General features: G+C 60.0%; 15 protein-coding genes. 5 read left to right on the top strand and 10 right to left on the bottom strand.

Annotation, left to right across the window (positions count from 1 at the left end; translation table 11 throughout):
• Both MOV76_RS19405 and MOV76_RS19400 read right to left on the bottom strand, forming a co-directional pair.
• The coding region (locus tag MOV76_RS19405) for an amidohydrolase family protein (protein ID WP_247265086.1) at nucleotides 1–959 on the bottom strand (959 nt) is incomplete at its 3' end.
• 119 nt (nucleotides 960–1,078) lie between these two features.
• Nucleotides 1,079–2,182 (bottom strand): branched-chain amino acid ABC transporter substrate-binding protein, encoded by a 1,104-nt coding sequence (locus MOV76_RS19400; protein ID WP_018243102.1) that lies wholly within the window; start codon nucleotides 2,180–2,182, stop codon nucleotides 1,079–1,081.
• A 488-nt stretch (nucleotides 2,183–2,670) separates the two neighbouring features.
• On the opposite strand from MOV76_RS19400, the gene MOV76_RS19395 reads away from it, so the two are divergent.
• The gene (locus MOV76_RS19395; protein ID WP_047618654.1) at nucleotides 2,671–3,585 is read left to right on the top strand and encodes an HD-GYP domain-containing protein; all 915 of its coding nucleotides are present in this window, start codon (nucleotides 2,671–2,673) and stop codon (nucleotides 3,583–3,585) included.
• 124 nt (nucleotides 3,586–3,709) lie between these two features.
• Here the strand turns inward: MOV76_RS19395 and MOV76_RS19390 are convergent, their stop codons facing one another.
• The 6 genes from MOV76_RS19390 to MOV76_RS19365 form a co-directional block, all read right to left on the bottom strand.
• Nucleotides 3,710–5,035, bottom strand: a complete 1,326-nt coding sequence (locus MOV76_RS19390; RefSeq protein ID WP_047618653.1) for an aspartate aminotransferase family protein — start codon at nucleotides 5,033–5,035, stop codon at nucleotides 3,710–3,712.
• Between the two features lie 355 nt (nucleotides 5,036–5,390).
• Nucleotides 5,391–5,708, bottom strand: coding sequence for a helix-turn-helix transcriptional regulator (locus MOV76_RS19385; protein ID WP_003561417.1), 318 nt, complete (start codon nucleotides 5,706–5,708; stop codon nucleotides 5,391–5,393).
• Between the two features lie 115 nt (nucleotides 5,709–5,823).
• Complete coding sequence (locus tag MOV76_RS19380) at nucleotides 5,824–6,573, bottom strand: HugZ family protein (protein ID WP_047619049.1); 750 nt, start codon at nucleotides 6,571–6,573, stop codon at nucleotides 5,824–5,826.
• 31 nt (nucleotides 6,574–6,604) lie between these two features.
• Nucleotides 6,605–7,657, bottom strand: a complete 1,053-nt coding sequence (choV, locus tag MOV76_RS19375) for a choline ABC transporter ATP-binding protein (protein WP_047618652.1) — start codon at nucleotides 7,655–7,657, stop codon at nucleotides 6,605–6,607.
• Nucleotides 7,654–8,499 (bottom strand): choline ABC transporter permease subunit, encoded by an 846-nt coding sequence (gene choW, locus MOV76_RS19370; protein WP_026242356.1) that lies wholly within the window; start codon nucleotides 8,497–8,499, stop codon nucleotides 7,654–7,656. Before choW ends, choV begins: the two co-directional genes overlap by 4 nt.
• A gap of 72 nt (nucleotides 8,500–8,571) precedes the next feature.
• Complete coding sequence (locus MOV76_RS19365; protein ID WP_018243096.1) at nucleotides 8,572–9,528, bottom strand: choline ABC transporter substrate-binding protein; 957 nt, start codon at nucleotides 9,526–9,528, stop codon at nucleotides 8,572–8,574.
• A 237-nt stretch (nucleotides 9,529–9,765) separates the two neighbouring features.
• Here MOV76_RS19365 and MOV76_RS19360 point away from each other — a divergent pair, with 237 nt between their 5' ends.
• From MOV76_RS19360 to MOV76_RS19350, 3 genes are all read left to right on the top strand, one after another.
• Nucleotides 9,766–10,368, top strand: coding sequence for a thymidine kinase (locus tag MOV76_RS19360; RefSeq protein WP_018243095.1), 603 nt, complete (start codon nucleotides 9,766–9,768; stop codon nucleotides 10,366–10,368).
• 76 nt (nucleotides 10,369–10,444) lie between these two features.
• Complete coding sequence (locus MOV76_RS19355) at nucleotides 10,445–11,518, top strand: hypothetical protein (protein ID WP_047618649.1); 1,074 nt, start codon at nucleotides 10,445–10,447, stop codon at nucleotides 11,516–11,518.
• 148 nt (nucleotides 11,519–11,666) lie between these two features.
• Entirely contained in the window at nucleotides 11,667–12,797 is a 1,131-nt protein-coding gene (locus MOV76_RS19350; RefSeq protein ID WP_247265085.1) for a DUF2333 family protein, read from the top strand.
• 121 nt (nucleotides 12,798–12,918) lie between these two features.
• Here the strand turns inward: MOV76_RS19350 and MOV76_RS19345 are convergent, their stop codons facing one another.
• Together MOV76_RS19345 and MOV76_RS19340 are read right to left on the bottom strand one after the other, a co-directional pair.
• Complete coding sequence (locus MOV76_RS19345) at nucleotides 12,919–13,380, bottom strand: PAS domain-containing protein (RefSeq protein ID WP_018243092.1); 462 nt, start codon at nucleotides 13,378–13,380, stop codon at nucleotides 12,919–12,921.
• A gap of 46 nt (nucleotides 13,381–13,426) precedes the next feature.
• A complete protein-coding gene (locus MOV76_RS19340) occupies nucleotides 13,427–14,152 on the bottom strand; it encodes a LuxR family transcriptional regulator (protein ID WP_018243091.1) in 726 nt (241 codons plus the stop codon).
• Between the two features lie 475 nt (nucleotides 14,153–14,627).
• Here MOV76_RS19340 and MOV76_RS19335 point away from each other — a divergent pair, with 475 nt between their 5' ends.
• Nucleotides 14,628–16,322, top strand: a complete 1,695-nt coding sequence (locus MOV76_RS19335) for a hypothetical protein (protein WP_247265084.1) — start codon at nucleotides 14,628–14,630, stop codon at nucleotides 16,320–16,322.
• Nucleotides 16,323–16,377 lie beyond the last annotated feature (55 nt).

Here is a 16,377-nt window from a genome sequence, read left to right as displayed (position 1 = left end):
GGCGCGACCAGGCCGCGGTCCCTGAGGCCGAAGGCGCGGGCGGCCGAAATCGAGGCGGCGCGGTAGATCGCCAGGGGCTCGACGCCGCTTGCGATCGCCGTGCGGATCATATGATCGAGATGGCCCTGTTCGGCGATATCGAGCGGATTGCGGTCATCGGTGCAGAGTGCCAGGTAAGGGGAAAGCCGCTCGGTGATAATAGGCATCAGCGCCGCGAGATCCTTGGATACCGAACCCTCGCGCACAAGGATATGCATGCCCTTGCGGATCTTTTCCAGCGCTTCGGCGGCAGTCGTGCATTCGTGCTCGGTGCGGATGCCGGCCGAGAGGTAGCCATTGAGGTCGTTGCCGGACAGTAGCGGCGCGTGACCGTCGATATGGCCGCCCTGGAAGGCATCAAGCTTGGCCATGCAGACGGGATCCTTGTGGATCACGCCGGGGAAATTCATGAATTCGGCAAGGCCGATGACCTTCGGGTGGTGGCGGTAGGGCAGGAGGCGCTCGATCGGCAGGTCGGCGCCGGAGGTTTCGAGATGCGTCGCCGGAACACAGGAGGAGAGCTGGACGCGGATGTCCATGATCGTCTCCAGCGCCGATTCCAGAAAGAATTCGATGCCGGCGGTTCCGAGCACATTGGCGATTTCGTGCGGATCGCAGATCGCGGTCGTCACGCCGTAGGGCAGAACGCAGCGATCGAATTCATGCGGTGTGACGAGCGAAGATTCGATATGCAGATGCGTGTCGATGAAGCCGGGAACGACGATCCTGCCCGATATATCGATTTCGGTCTCGCCATCATAATCGCCTGAGGTGCCGACGATGCGATCGGCGCCGATCGCAATGTCCGACAGGACGAGTTCGCCGGTAACGAGATCGAAGAAACGGCCGCCCTTCAGCACGATATCGGCCGGCACGCGGCCGACGCCCTGGTCGATGAGACGTTCGAGCTTGGTGGTCATGGCATTGCTCACATTACAACCGATTCCGAAACTTATAACCGATCTGCCGCCACAAGCGAGTGCCGCAAAACGAAACCGGGCGCCATAGGGGCGCCCGGTGGTCGACGGTCCGCGATGGTTTACTCGGCGGCGACGATCTTGCCGGCTTCCCATTTGTAGAGCGAGAAGCTCTGCGAGGTCAGGTCGCCGGTTTCGCCGTAGGTGACCTTGCCGATGGCGGTCGGGATTTCTTCGCCGCCCTTCAGCGCGGTCGCAACGGCTTCCGCATCCTCGGCGCTGCCGGCCTTCTCGATGCCGGCCTTCAGCACTTCGACGGCGGCATAGGCGTTGAGCGTGAAGGCCTCGGCCGGGATGTTCTTCGCGGCGAGCGCGTCGGCTGCGGCTTTGGAATCCGGGCTCTTCGTGGCGTCCGAAGCGTTGGTGAAGATGGTGCCTGCTACCGCATCGGTGCCGATTGCCCAGAATTCGGTGTTGGAGAGGCCGTCGCCGCCGATGATCGTCGCGTTGGCGGCGAGGTCATGCAGCTGGCGGGCGAGCAGGCCGCCTTCCGGGTGATAGCCGCCGAAATAGACCACGTCGACCTTTTCCGACTTGATGCGGGTGGTGAGCGCGCTGAAATCCTTGTCGCCAGGCGTAATCGCGTCATTGACGACTTCGGTGATGCCGCCGGCGTTCAGCGTCGCCTTGAAGGCGTCGGCGAGGCCCTTGCCATAGGCGCCCTTGTCGTTGACGATGGCGACGCGCTTGTCCTTGAAATTCTTCAGCACGTATTTGGCGGCGACTTCGGCCTGCTGGTCGTCGCGTCCGCAGGTGCGCAGCACGTTGGTGAGACCGCGCTTGGTCAGGTCAGGGGCGGTCGCGGTCGGGGTGACCATCAGCACGCCGTTTTCAGCAAGCACGTCCGAAACGGGAATGGCGACGCCTGAGGTCACCGGGCCGACGACGAAACGGATGCCGTCGCCGACGACCTTGTTGGCGGCGGAAACGCCCTGCTTCGGCTCGCCGGCATCGTCGGCCAGTTCGAGGACGACCTTCTCGCCGAGAATCCCGCCCTTCTTGTTGATCTCGTCGACGGCTGTCTGAGCGCCGTTCTTCACCTGGTCGCCATAGGCAGCGACGGGGCCGGTCAGCGGCGCGATCAGGCCGATGGTGATATCGGCGTGGGCAAGCGGAGCAAAGGCGAGTGACGCGACGAGGGTCGCCGTCAATGTCTTGAGGGTCATTGTCTGTCTCCTTGGATGGGGTCATTCGACCCGCGATGAAGCGTCGCGCCGGCTTTTCCGGATCGTTCAACGGCCCTAAGGCCGTGCCAAGGACGATCGATATCGGCGCGATCAATGCGCCCTCCGGCCATATTTGGCTCGAATGGGTGCAACGGCAAGATTTCTAGGAATTTTGGTGAGATTCCGCAAGTTGATAGCAAAATGAAACGAGAATTGAGCCGATCCCGTGCGAAATCGTCCGAAATCGTCGATTTTGACGCCGTCTGCCGATTTCTAGAGGGTGCCGGTACCCCGCGTCAGCGATGCGCCGATGAAACCTGGCGAATTTCGCGGAGGCTCTCTTCGTCTTTCTGAATATTCGAATTCTGTTTCGAGATTAACATTTGATTCTACCAATTAGGGTAGAACCATTATTCGCGCATATATTGCTGCGATGCAAAAGAACGGTCGACAATAAACAGAGAGTTATTTCAGGAATAGAGAGCTGGATGCTCAAGCGGGTCGAAGCCAGGCAGGTGCGCACCGGAATGTTTGTAGAGGCCATCGAGGGTGCATGGCACGATCCCTTTCTGTCCAAGCGCAGATTTCTTCTGCGCCGTGAAATCGATGCCCAGAAGCTTCGCAAGAACGGCATGACAGGCGTGATCATCAACACCAGCAGAGGCCTGGATATTGACGGCCTGCCAGGTGGCAATATCGAGATCGACACCAAGGCGGCACGCGAGACCATCCAGAAATCCATGCAAGTGCTGGAAAGCATTTTCGGTCGGCTCCAGCATGGCGATGGGATCAGCGTCGATCAGGTGGCGCCGGTGATTTCCTCAGTCTCCAAGTCTATCGATCAGAGTCCCACGGTCTTTCTGAGCGTTACGCGTCTGAAATCCAAGGACGAGGCAACGTTCCTGCATTCGATTTCGGTGAGCGCGCTGATGATCCTTTTCAGCCGTCATCTCGGACTTGACGAGACGACTGTTCAGATGCTCGGCACAGCGGGATTGCTGCACGACGTCGGCAAGCTCGAAATTCCGCTCGAGATACTCAACAAGGAAGGCCCCCTGGACGAGGACGAGATCAAGATGATCCGCGACCATCCGGAAAAGGGACACGCCATCCTGTCGCGTCAGGAAGGCATTTCGGAGATTGTTCTCGACGTATGCCTCAACCATCATGAGCGTATCGACGGCAAAGGCTACCCCCGCAAACTTTCCGAGGCGCAGGTCAGCCTCCATGCGCGTATTGCTGCGATTTGCGACGTCTACGACGCCATCACCTCGGTGCGGCCGTACAGGGCGCCATGGAGCGCGAGCCAAGCACTGAAATGGATGCTTGGTAACGAAGGGCATTTCGATCGCCGGCTGTTGAAGAAATTCGCCCTCTGCCTTTCCGTCGCCGCCGTGACCTGAGGTCTATCCAGCTTCGCAACAAACCGGCCTGCGTGGACTTATAGCGCCGCGCGTCCTTTCAGACGCGCGGCGCTATAACACTTTGACGTGCTGCATGCCCTTTTGCCGGAAATTTCAGAGCTTCTCAGATGTTGTTCTGCAGGATGGTCCGCAACTTGCCGAAGAGCTCGTCGATATGGTGCTTCTCGATGATCAGCGGCGGCGAGAGCGCGATGATATCGCCTGTGGTGCGGATCAGCAGGCCGCTTTCATAGGCTTTCAGGAAAGCGGTGAAGGCACGCTTGGTCGGCTCGCCGGCGATCGGGTCGAGTTCGATCGCACCGATCAGGCCGGTGTTCCTGATGTCGATGACATTGGGGCAGTCCTTTAGCGAATGCAGCGCGTCGGCCCAGTAGTCGGAAAGCTCGGCGGCGCGTGTCAGCAGCCCCTCTTCCTTATAGGTGTCGAGCGTGGCGAGTGCGGCGGCGGAAGCGATCGGGTTGCCGGAATAGGTGTAGCCGTGGAAGAACTCGATCATGTGCTCCGGGCCGTTCATGAAAGCATCATGGATCTCGGAGGTGACGAAGACGGCGCCCATCGGGATGACACCATTGGTCAGTCCCTTGGCGGCGGTGATCATGTCGGGCTTGACGTCGTAATATTGGGCGGCGAAGGGGGCGCCGAGGCGGCCGAAGCCGGTGATGACCTCGTCGAAGATTAGAAGGATGCCGTGTTTGGTGCAGATCTCGCGCAGCTTCTGCAGGTAGCCCTTGGGCGGGATCAAGACGCCGGTGGAGCCTGCCACCGGCTCGACGATGACGGCGGCGACGGTAGAGGCGTCATGCAGGGTGACGATACGCTCCAGCTCGGTGGCGATGTCGCCGCCATGCTCGGGCTCGCCGCGGGTGAAGTTGTTCTTGCCGGGCTGGTGGGTGTGCGGCATGTGATCGACGCCGGTTAGAAGCGTGCCGAACATCTTACGGTTGGTGACGATGCCGCCGACGGAGATGCCGCCGAAATTGACGCCGTGATAGCCGCGCTCGCGGCCGATCAGGCGGAACCGTGATCCATTGCCCTTCACCCGGTGATAGGCGAGCGCCACCTTGAGCGCGGTCTCGACGGATTCGGAACCGGAGTTGGTATAGAGAACGTGGTTCAGGCCTTCCGGGGCAATGTCGACCAGGCGGTTTGCCAGTTCGAAGGCCTTGGGATGGCCGAGCTGGAAGGCCGGCGCGTAATCGAGCTCGCCGGCCTGCTCGCGGATCGCCTCGGTGATCTTCGGGCGGCAGTGCCCGGCATTGACGCACCAGAGGCCAGCGGTGCCGTCCAGCACCTGACGGCCGTCATGGGTCGTATAGTACATGTCCTTGGCGCCAACGAACATACGCGGCTCCTTCTTGAACTGGCGATTTGCCGTAAACGGCATCCAGAAGGCGCGAAGATCGTTCGGTGCGTTGAGGCGATTGGACATGCTGTTCTCCTGGCCGCTGTCGGCCCTTTCCCGGGGCTTTACGCCCATATTTTTACTGCCCGGTCAAATTATCAGGGCTTCCCAAGGCGTCAACGGGAAAAGTCCCGAGAACGGTTCCTAACGGGAAGCTCAACTTGTCTCGGTCGATCACGGGGCGAGCGCTTCAGCGCGATCAGGCTGCAATTCTTTCCCCGCCGGCGAAAGGAGCAAAAGACCGGGCGCGCAAAGACACGACCGGCAAATCGCAAATTTGCCGGTCGTGCCATAAGGTTCACGTGCTGAAATATCGTTGCCAAGCCTCCGGGAACATTCCCTTGCAGCCTGGCATCGGCCGACATTCATGTCAGCGCTATCATTAAGCGGCGGATCTGTTCCGGTTCTGCACGAGGTAGATGTCTTCGAGCGTTGCCAGGATCTTCATGACCGGCTCGGAGGTGCTCGAATAATAGATGGTTTGTGCGTCCCGGCGGGTCTTGACCAGCTTTTGAGCGCGCAATTTCGACAGGTGTTGAGAGAGAGCCGACTGGCTGAGCCCGACCTGCGTCGCAAGCACGCCGACGGCTACTTCGCCCTTCACCAGGCTACACAGGATCAGCAATCTCTTCGGGTTTGCCATGGCCGACAATAAAGCTGCCGCCACGTTCGTGTGATCGGCCAAATCAGAGGTTTCCATATGTTATCTTCCTAATGCGAAACGTACATCAAGTGTGTTGGCGCAGGCCGCCAGCCGGGATTTTGACTGACATCAAAAACTAGCAACTGGGCTCGAAGATTGTATATACCTAAATTTAAGGTATCGAGTATGCTATTTTAGATATGTTTGAACAAATGTGATCGGCATCCACCGCGAGGGTTTCGAACTCGTATCGCAGCAGAGAATCGCCGGAAATCATGTCGAAACCTGAGGAATCCACACCACAAATGCGCCAAGAACCCGATTCCGGCGCCTTTAGCCTGGTAGCAAGGCTTTCCTCCACATCGGGGTGGCGTTCTACTAAATCTCGCACTGTCTCTGTTGCCCTGGCGGCAATCTCCTCATTCGCGGCCGACTGGATTACGAGATCGTTCCCATCGAGTTGGTAGGCGCGGCCGAAACCGCCATTAAGGCTGGCCTGCTCAGGCTTGAGACGGAAGAATAGGAAATCAGGAAAGTCGATATAAAGCTTCGCCTTAGGGTGGCGAGCGAGAAAACGCGCGCGGATCCGCGCGTAGAATGGATTGCTGTGCTCGATGGGCTCTGCCAGGCATTGGGTCGTCAGGCGGGGATAGGCAAGGGGATCCCCCTTGCCGGGCTCGCCGGTCAGGAGCGAGGCGCGCGGGTCTCTGGCGAGCGCCTTGGTATGAGCCGACAGCTGCGAAACCAGGATGACGGGGATGCCGTCGATATCGGTGGCGACGAGCACGCGGCTGGCGAAGGGGAAGCCGGTTTCGGGGGCGAGAACGGCAATCGCCGCGTGCCTGGCGGAGCGCAGAAGCACGCGGGCGAGCTTTCGGGCATCGTCGTCGGTTTCGCGTAAGGGCGAGGGCTGATCTTTCATATCCACTTTGTGACAAAGCGGATGGAAAACATCAAGCTTCCTGCTTGCGGCGATGGCGGGTGAGGCCGGCAACGATATCCTGAGCCGAGATGGTGCCGACGATCGCGCCGTTCTCGACGATGCCGATACTGCCTGGCTGGCGGGCAAGGGCATCGAGGATATCGATGAGCGGGGTCGCGGTGCGGGCCGTGGCGCTGACGCTCATGCCGGCGGCAGTCTGGCCGAGGCCCGGCTGCATGACGTCGGCCGCCGTCAGCATGTTGATCGGATTGAGGTTCTGCACGAAATCGGCGACATACTGGTCTGCGGGGTTCTTGACGATATCGTGCGGCGTTCCGCACTGGATGATGCGGCCGCTCTCCATGATGGCGATGCGATTGCCGATGCGGAAGGCCTCGTCGAGATCGTGGCTGACGAAAAGAATGGTCTTCTTCAGCCGCCGCTGGAACTCCAGGAGCTCGTCCTGCAGGCGGGTGCGGATCAATGGGTCGAGCGCCGAGAAAGGCTCGTCCATGAGCAGGATCGGGGCGCCGGTGGCAAAGGCGCGGGCAAGGCCGACACGCTGCTGCATGCCGCCGGAAAGCTCGTTGACCTTGCGGCCCGCCCATTTCGTCAAGTTGACCAGTTCAAGCTGCTCGCCGACGCGGAGCTTGCGTTCGGCTTCCGGCATGCCGGCGAGCTCGAGGCCGAAGCCGACATTCTCGGCGACCGTGCGCCATGGCAGGAGAGCGAACTGCTGGAACACCATGGAGACGGTGTGCGTGCGCAGATCCCGCAGCGCCTTGGCATTGCATCTGTAAGGGTTGACGGGGCCGGTGGTCGTGGAGACGGCGACATCACCACGCACCACGGGAGCGAGCCCGTTGACGGCGCGCAGCAGCGTCGACTTGCCGGAGCCGGAAAGGCCCATCAGCACCAGGATCTCGCCTTCCTCGATCGTCAGCGAGGCATCGGCGACGCCGAGCACCAAGCCGGTGGCGGCGCCGATTTCGTCGCGCGATTTGCCCTGATCGACCATGGCAAGCGCGGTTTCCGGCCGATCGCCGAAGATGATGCTGACATTGTTAAAGCTTACCGCGGTCATGCACCGCCTCCTTCACCCGCCGTGCGGAACATCCGGTCGAGAATGATTGCCAGGATGACGATGCAGAAGCCCGCCTCGAAGCCCTTGGCGATATTGACGGTGTTCAGCGCGCGGACGACGGGCACGCCAAGCCCGGGAGCGCCGACAAGGGCGGCGATGACGACCATCGACAGCGACAGCATGATGGTCTGGGTGAGACCCGCCATGATCTGCGGCGTGGCGTAGGGAAGCTCGATCTTGCGCAACACCTGTATCGGCGTCGCGCCGAAAGCGACGGCGGCTTCGACGAGGGACGGCGGCGTCGAGATGATGCCAAGGCGCGTCAGCCGGATCGGGGCGGGGATTGCGAAGATGACGGTGGCGATCAGGCCCGGCACCATGCCGAGGCCGAACAGGATGAGCGCCGGGATCAGGTAGACGAATGTCGGTATGGTCTGCATGAGATCGAGTACCGGGCGCATGGCAGCATAGATCCAAGGGCGGCGGGCGGCAGCAATCCCTAGCGGAATGCCGATCACCATACAGACGAAGGTGGCGGCCAGCACGAGGGCGAGCGTCTCCGTCGTTTCCTTCCAATAGTCCTGGTTCACGATCAGCAGCAGCCCGAGACAGGTGAAGACGGCGACCGCGATCGAGCGGCGCAGCCAAAAGGCGATGGCGGTGATGGCCGCGATGACGATCAGCGGATGAGGCTTCTGCAGCACGAAGAGCAGGCCGTCTATGGCGCTCGACAGCAGGAAGGCGATCTGGTTGAAGAACCATTCGCCGTTCGAGGTCAGCCAGTCCACAAAGGATTTGGCCCAGGGGCCAACGGGAATCTTAAATTCGGTGATCCAATTCAAGGGCGCGCCCATCCAGAAAAACAACAATCGGACAAAAATGAAACGGGGCGGCGAGCCGCCCCGTTCGTATCATCAGAGGCCGAGGCCGGTCTTGGCGGCCGCGAGAGCGTCGCCCTTGCCGTCGCGGGTCTTGACGCCCGCGAGCCAGGGCTCGAGTGCTGTGGGGTTCGCCTTCAGCCATTCGGAAGCTGCAGCCTCCGGCTCTTTGCCGTCGTTCAGGATTTTGCCCATGATGTGGTTCTCCATGTCGAGGGAGAACGTCAGGTTCTTCAGCATCGTGCCGACATTCGGGCATTCGTCGAGATAACCGGCGCGGACATTGGTGAAGACCTTGGCGCCGCCGAAATCCGGACCGAAGATATCGTCACCGCCAGTCAGGTAGGTCAGCTTGAAGTTGGTGTTCATCGGATGGGGTTCCCAGCCGAGGAAGACAACGGGCTTGCCTGATTTGTCGGCGCGCGCGACCTGAGCGAGCATACCCTGCTCGGAGGACTCGACGACTTCCAGATCCTTCAGGCCAAAGGTGTTCTTTTCGATCATGTCCATGACGAGGCGGTTGCCATCATTGCCGGGCTCGATGCCATAGATCTTGCCATCCAGCTCGTCCTTGTGAGCGGCGATGTCCTTGAAGTCCTTGATGCCAAGCTCGGCGCCCTTGGCGTTGGTGGCGAGCGTATACTTGGCGCCGACGAGGTTGGGGCCGAAGGATTCGACCGACTTGTCGTCGAGATAGGGCCGGACGTCCTTTTCCTGTGTCGGCATCCAGTTGCCGAGGAAGATGTCGATGTCCTTGTTCTTCAGCGAGGTGTAGGTGACCGGCACCGAGAGAACCTTGATGTCGGTCTGATAGCCGATGCTCTTCAGGACGACGGATGCTGTGGCGGTGGTAGCGGTGATATCCGTCCAGCCGACGTCCGAGAAATGAACGGTGGAGCAGCTGTCGGGATCGGCGGCGAAGGCGGCGGTCGCAACGGAGAGGGCGGCGACGGCAGTTGCGGTAACGAGTTTGAACGTGCTTGTTGTTTTCATTTTAGACTCCCAGTCTTTAAGTTCCCAAGCCAACCATCAATAGCCGAGTTTGACAAGCGACCTCAGTGCGTTTGCGTCGTATCGACCCATGCGATTGCGACGTCGGTGGATTTTTTCGCGACGCCTTAGTTTCTGGGCTTTTGGCGGTTTTTGAGCGTGGATTCCTGTGATTATCGCCGTCACGGGGCTTTTCTTTGCCATTCCAAGCTTTCAATAAGCCGATTAAGGAGAAATCGGATGGCAAAACTCTATTTCAACTACTCGACGATGAACGCCGGCAAGTCGACGATGCTGCTGCAGGCCTCCTATAATTACCAGGAGCGCGGCATGCGGACGGTGCAGTTGATCGCCGCTTTCGACGAGCGCGCGGGCCGAGGCGTCATCGGCTCGCGGATCGGCTTGGAGGCGAGCGCCATTCCCTTCGAGCCGCATGAGGATCTGTTCCGGTTGGTTGCGACGCTGAGCGGCGAAGGAGCACCGATTTCCTGCATCTTCGTCGACGAGGCGCATTTCATGACGCCTGTCCATGTCTGGCAGCTTGCCCGCGTCGTCGACAGGCTCGGAATCCCTGTGATGGTCTACGGGCTGAGAACCGATTTCCAGGGCAAGCTGTTTCCAGCCTCGCAGGAACTGCTGGCGATCGCCGACGAAATGCGCGAAGTGCGCACGATCTGCCATTGCGGGCGCAAGGCGACGATGGTTGTGCGGCTCGACGGAGAAGGAAAAGTGTTGCACGAAGGCGCCCAGATCGATGTCGGCGGCAACGAGAAATATGTCTCGCTCTGCCGCAGGCATTGGGACGACGCGATGAACGGTGCCTGGATCGCCGAGCCGGTCTGAAGCCGGCGACGCCGCCTGTTTTCTTTGGCGCCGCAAGCGACTAGCTTGGGGTCAGGAGATTCCCTGGAGAGATCAGGTGCGCAAACCCCCGCCATTCGACAGCCAGTACGAAGCCGCCGACAGCCTTGCCGAGAGGATTGCGGCCGAGGGGTCCTATTGCGTGGCCGCGATCGGCGCCTTCGGCGGCGACGAAACACGGTCGGCCGACGAGGTCTTCCTCGAGCAGAATGCCCGCTTCCAAGCACATATCGCCGATGCTGCGACGCTTGACGCCCAACTGGCCGAGCTGGTTTTTTCCCTCGACCGGCTGACGGCCGAGGTTTCTGCCGATCTCGATAGTTTCCGGGGGCTGACGCCGCGTGAGAAGATGGCCGGCTGGGTGTCGCGCCAGCGGATGTGGCGCATGTATACGGAACGCGTGCGCGAGGCGCCGGTCATCGAACGGCTGCTCGACCTTCTGACGAAATCGGACGCGCTCGCCAGGCTGATCGCCGGCCAGCGCGCCGCGCTCACCGAACGGCACAGGGCAGCCGAACTCAACCTCGTCGACATCGTCGAGCAAAGGCGCCGACTGGTCGTTTCCATCGATATCGCCCGTCTCAAGATGAAGGAGCTCAATGCCAAGGCGCTGACGACGCAAGGCCGTATCGGCGTCTATGGTAACAGGGCGCACTGGGAGCAGATGGAGGCGGAGCGGCGGGCGCTGAAGGCGGAAGCCGAGCGGATTTCCGCCGGGGAACACGAGATGCGCGACGACAGCCAGCGGCGTGAGCGCTTCATCGGCCTGTTCCAGGCTTTTGTCGATTCGCTGAATGGTCGGATCGCTGTCTGCAACCTGCTGCTGCGCAAGCTGTTGATCGACGTAGAGGAGCGGCTGATCATCTACCAGGCGCAGGTCGATACCGACCGGCCAGGCATGAAGGTGAGGATCAAGCCGGAACTCTTTCCTGATATCGCTGCGCCGATCAGGCTGTTCGAGAAGGGCATGCTGGTCGCCCAGGATCTGGAGCGGCGCAAGAGCCGTGTCGATCTCGAATTCGCCAGAAGGTTCCCGACCTATGCCGAACTGCCGCCGGAAACATCGGGAGCACCTCTGATCGACACAGCGCGCAGGTCCTTCCGTTTCAGCCTGCCTTTCCTGCGCTCCTGACCCACAGGCGCAGACAATACCCCTCTTCCCAATGCTTTCATTCCGGAAAATCGAAGGGCTCGTGTTGTGCTCGGCCCATCGAGCGCATATGTGGGATGCAGCGGGGCGGCAATGTCCCGATGTTCGCCTCGCCTGACAGGAGACGACGATGCTTGACCGGATAGCCGGTTTTTTCAGGCTGATCGGCCAGATGATCGGCCGCTGGGCCCGCCTGTTTTCCGCCTGGGCCTTCTGGCCCTTTCTTGCCGCGCACGACTGGTATCAGCGCCGGAGCTGGATGATCCGGTTGCCGGTCATCGCGTTCGTGGCGCTGCTGGTCGCGCTCTACGGCTATTTCTTCTGGGAGACGCAGGTCTGGTCGAATTTTAACACCGCCTTTGTCGACCAGTACCGGCTTTCCGAACGCAAGGTTGCCGCCGGGCAGGAAGTGCCGGTCGCCGAGGGCGCCAATACGACGGCGCCGAAGACCTGCCAGCGCTCGGCGATCGTCGACGTCGCGGCCGATCTGACCGATTTCAATGTCAACCAGAACGCATGGATCTCCTCCATGGTGTTCTACAAGATGGGTTTCTTCGGCATCGACTGGGATCACACGCCCTTCCTCGACAACAAGGCGTCGTTCCAACGCGGCGTCAACCAGGCGGTCCGGCGAACCTCGGTGGAGCTTGTCGATACGCTCGGACGTGTGCGCGGCACATCGGGCATCAACAACGACCTGCAGAACGCACGTGGCAACCTGCAGTTCGACGAATATAGCTGGTATTTCGGGCTCAATCCCTTCGGGCCGAAGACGCCGACGCCTTCCTATTATCGCTCGGCGATCGGCAGCCTGCGCAAGTTCAACACCGATCTCGCCCTCTGCAACGCCATTTTCGACGGACGTGCCGACAATCTCGTCCAATTCATCGACCGCATCGCCAACGATCTCGGCGGCACCTCCGACATGCTCGCCGAGCGTTCGGAAAACCACAACCGTGGCTGGTTCGATACACGTGCCGACGACCGGTTCTGGTTCGCCTACGGCCAGCTCTATGGCTATTACGCGATCATGGCGGCGGCTCAGGCGGATTTCTCGCAGGTGGTGGCGGAACGCAATCTCGGAGCGATCTGGGGGGGGACCATGCGGCAGTTCCAGTCGGCGCTGCGCATTCAGCCGGCGATCATCTCGAACGGGCGTGAGGATGGCTGGATCATGCCGAGCCATCTCGCCACGATGGGCTTCTATATTCTGAGGGTGCGCTCGAACCTCGTCGAGATCCGTTCAGTGCTCGACCGCTAAAGCGCGTCGCGATCTTTCAGATTCGCTCCTCGCGCTTTGGCTCTTTGATTTTACGCATGTCGGTGTCGCGCGACATGCTTTGGATCCTGCGCGTCCAGCAGGACGCGCTATCGTTGTTGAATCAGCGGGGTATCGTGTTGTCCTCGAAGCCGACGACGCGCAGTCTTTCGACGAATTCATAGGTGACGCCGACGATGCCGCCGCCGCTTTCATCGTCACGGAAGCGGCCGACGCTGCGCACCAGCTTATAGCCGCCAAGCCGATTGTCGACGCGATAGACGAAATGGAAGCCGACGCCGTGAAGGCTTGCTTCTTCGAAGGTTTGGGCGATCAGGCTGCGGTCTTCCTCGTGGATGCGCGACATCAGCTCTGTCAGGTTGACAGGGCCGTCGCTGTAAGGGAGGCCGAAGATCGCGTGGACATCCTCGCTTGCAAAGAAATGTCCTGTCTCGATGTCGATGCGCCAAAAGCCAAAAAGACGGTAGGCAGCGAGCATCTGGACGACGTCCGCATCGGTAATGCCAATGTGGGCGCGGGATTGTTCTGTCTTGTCAATGACGGGCTGTTCGAAGTGAAGAGGCACGATTCCCCCAGATCACGGGACGACGTGCCGACTCTCTTCCGATTCCTCAGTTGATCAGCTTCAATCGAATTGCCTTAGCTACCAACTGGGTGCGGTTGACGCAATCGAGTTTTTTGATCGCATTCGTCATATAGGCGTTCACCGTATGGTCCGAGAGCGTCAGGATCTGGCCGATTTCGATCGAGGTCTTGCCCTGGGCCGTCCATCGCACAACTTCTAGTTCTCGGTTCGATAGCGCGGTATGCGCGCATTCCTCGTTGCGCTTGACTGCATTGTATGCATCGAGTGCATGGAGAATGATCATTACCAGCTCGTTGATCTCGCTCTGGCCGAGTGCGGTGCGCTCGCCGCAGAACCAAAAGACCAGGCGCTGGCCGTCGGCTGCGATGGTCGGCATGGCAACGCCTGCCGGTATGGCATGGCGCAACATCAGGGCGCGCAGTTCGGCGGGAAAGGCCTGACCACTGACGGCGTCGTTGAGGTGCCAAGCCGGCGGCACAGCGGACTGCCTCAGCCTTAGGCCGAAAGGGCAGCCGCGCATCATGTGGGCGCGGTCGAAATCCCTGACATAGGCGGCCGGAAGCGAGCTCTCGATCAGCAGAGGTTTCAAGAGAAGGTCTTCGGGGGAGGGGGCGTGCATCAGCGTCGCATGCGACAATCCGAAGGCTGTGGAAACCCTGCCGAGCGCCTGCGCAAAAAGGCTGCGCGTTCGAGCGGTCGCAAGCTCTGCCGAAAGCAATGACTGTCTTTCAGAGGTAGTCATGTAAGACATTTGTACGCCTCCGGCAGCCTCAATGTTACCGCTATCAAACACAGAAAATCTGCAGGATGCTAGCCCCAATTAACTTAAGGCAGGCCGATTCATTCAAATTGTGAGAAATTAGCCACGGGAGATCGCGCTCTGATTGAGTTTCGACTTGCAAAGATAACGTTGCGGTATCTTGAGGCGCTTCGTGACGGCATAGCTATGGCCTCACGCAGCAGGGCAGGCGGAGAATCACCTGAGTGAGTTCGATGAGAACTCCGGTCTTCTCGCACCGGCGTAAAGGCGATGGGCCGGTCCACCTGCAGCGCTTTGCGCTGGAGCAGATGAACTGCGTGAACACTGCCGCAGCGGGGCGCCATGTAAGCCGGATTGCGAATGAGAGAACAAGCCTAAGAGGGCCGCAGCGGGCGTCGAAATCCGGCTTGCTGGTGTTCAATCCAATTGCTAAGCGTATGTTCAGTACAACTGAGGCAATTTAATCGTGCGCTTTGCAGTTTCCTTTTTGGTGAAGTGTCTATTTTCCAGATCATTACTTGTTTTTCTCCTTTTGACCTTACCGATCGGAGCGGTAACCTCGCAGGCTGCCGAGAAGAAGAAGGCAGCACAGCCGCCCATGAGCTTCATCCTCGTGCGTAGTTTTCTCTGCCAGGAAAACTGTCCGGAATGGATATCGGCGGAGGGACGCATAACGTCCGATACCCCCGCGCGGCTGAGAAAAATTCTCAAGAAGATCGGCGGCCGGAAGTTGCCTGTCGTCTTCCGTTCGGAGGGTGGCGATGTCGATGCCGCCTATGCGATGGGCCGGATAATTCGCAAGGCCGGGCTGGAAACGGCGGTAGGCGGTACGCGGCTGAAGGGGTGCCCCGTTGGGGATACGCGCTGCGAAGCCGCTATTGCGAAGGACGGTGCCTCGGGCGGCTACACTTATTCTGCTGGTGCATACTGTCTTTCCGCCTGTCCGCTGGCGTTAGCGGGCGGTGCGTCGCGTGTCTCGTCGCAATGGGCCTTTATCGGCGTCCACCAGATCACGACCGTCTACAACAAGGTGCGTGTTTCCTATCGCATCGAATACAAGATCGTGAACGGCAAGAAGAAGGAAATCTCCCGCAAGGAGGTTGGGCGCAAGGTGGCGGGGCAGAGCAGTTCCACCAAGCTTGGAAAGAAGGCTACCGCTGCCTTGACGGCCTATTTGAAAGAAATGGGCGTCAGCGAAGATGTGATCGGTCTGATGATGAGCGCCACGCCTGACAACATCAATATCGTACCGGCTGCAGAGGCACTTCGAACAGGTCTCATCACGGACATGCTGTCTTACAATGAGTGGCCCGGCATGCCGCTCTGCGCGCCGGATGCAGCGGCCGAAGCTGTGTGTCACGGCCATCCGGTAGCCGAAGCGCCCGTGGCGGCTAAGGCGCCTGTATCTGAGACGCCGGTGTTTGAGTCGCCCGTGCAGGATGCGGCCGCAGACATAAGCGAGAGACTGCCGAGAACCCGACCGATGGACTTTCTCCTGATGTACAATGGCAATTGCCAGGAGGAGTGCACGCAGTGGATTTCCGCGGATGGAGACATCACGCCGGACACGCCGGCTCGGCTGAAGGCGATGTTGACGACGCTCGGCGAAAGAAAGCTGCCGGTCGTCCTTCAGTCTAATGGCGGGGACATGGATGCGGCTTTCGCGACGGGGCGTATGATCCGTGCGGCAGGTCTGGAGACATCAATTGGCAGAACGCAATTGCCGAATTGTCCTAAGCTGGATCCGCGTTGCATAGCCAGCATCGCCAAAAGCGGACCGACCGAGGGTGAAGTCTTTGCCGGCCGTGCGTACTGCCTTTCGACCTGTACTGTTGTCTTGACGAGCGGAACGCCGCGGATTGTCGGATATTCCGCTATCGGCCTCGTCAGACCCACGGCGGCTGAATATACGAAATTCTTCGCCTACTTCGACGAGATGGGCGTCAGGGCCGAGACATACGAGACCATGATGCTTGCGACATCAATTGAGCAACGGAAAATACTTCGTTCTCAGGCGCTCGATCTCGGCATCATCAATGGGATCATCCCTTATGATGAGGAGCCCGGTTATCACCTGTGTGGGCCGGATGCCAAGGAAAGCCTTCGATGCCCCAGAAAAGCTGAAGCAGAGACCGTTCCTGCTGCTGCTTCGGTCAATTGATATCGGGACGCGAAAGAGCATAGCGCGGCGTTTTGCGTCGGGCAGCTGCTTGTTC

This window comes from Rhizobium sp. PRIMUS64, assembly GCF_023006465.1.
GTDB classification, from domain to species: Bacteria; Pseudomonadota; Alphaproteobacteria; order Rhizobiales; family Rhizobiaceae; genus Rhizobium; species Rhizobium leguminosarum.
Note: the sequence above shows the minus strand (reverse complement) of the source record. Positions and strands in the feature narration are given on the sequence as shown.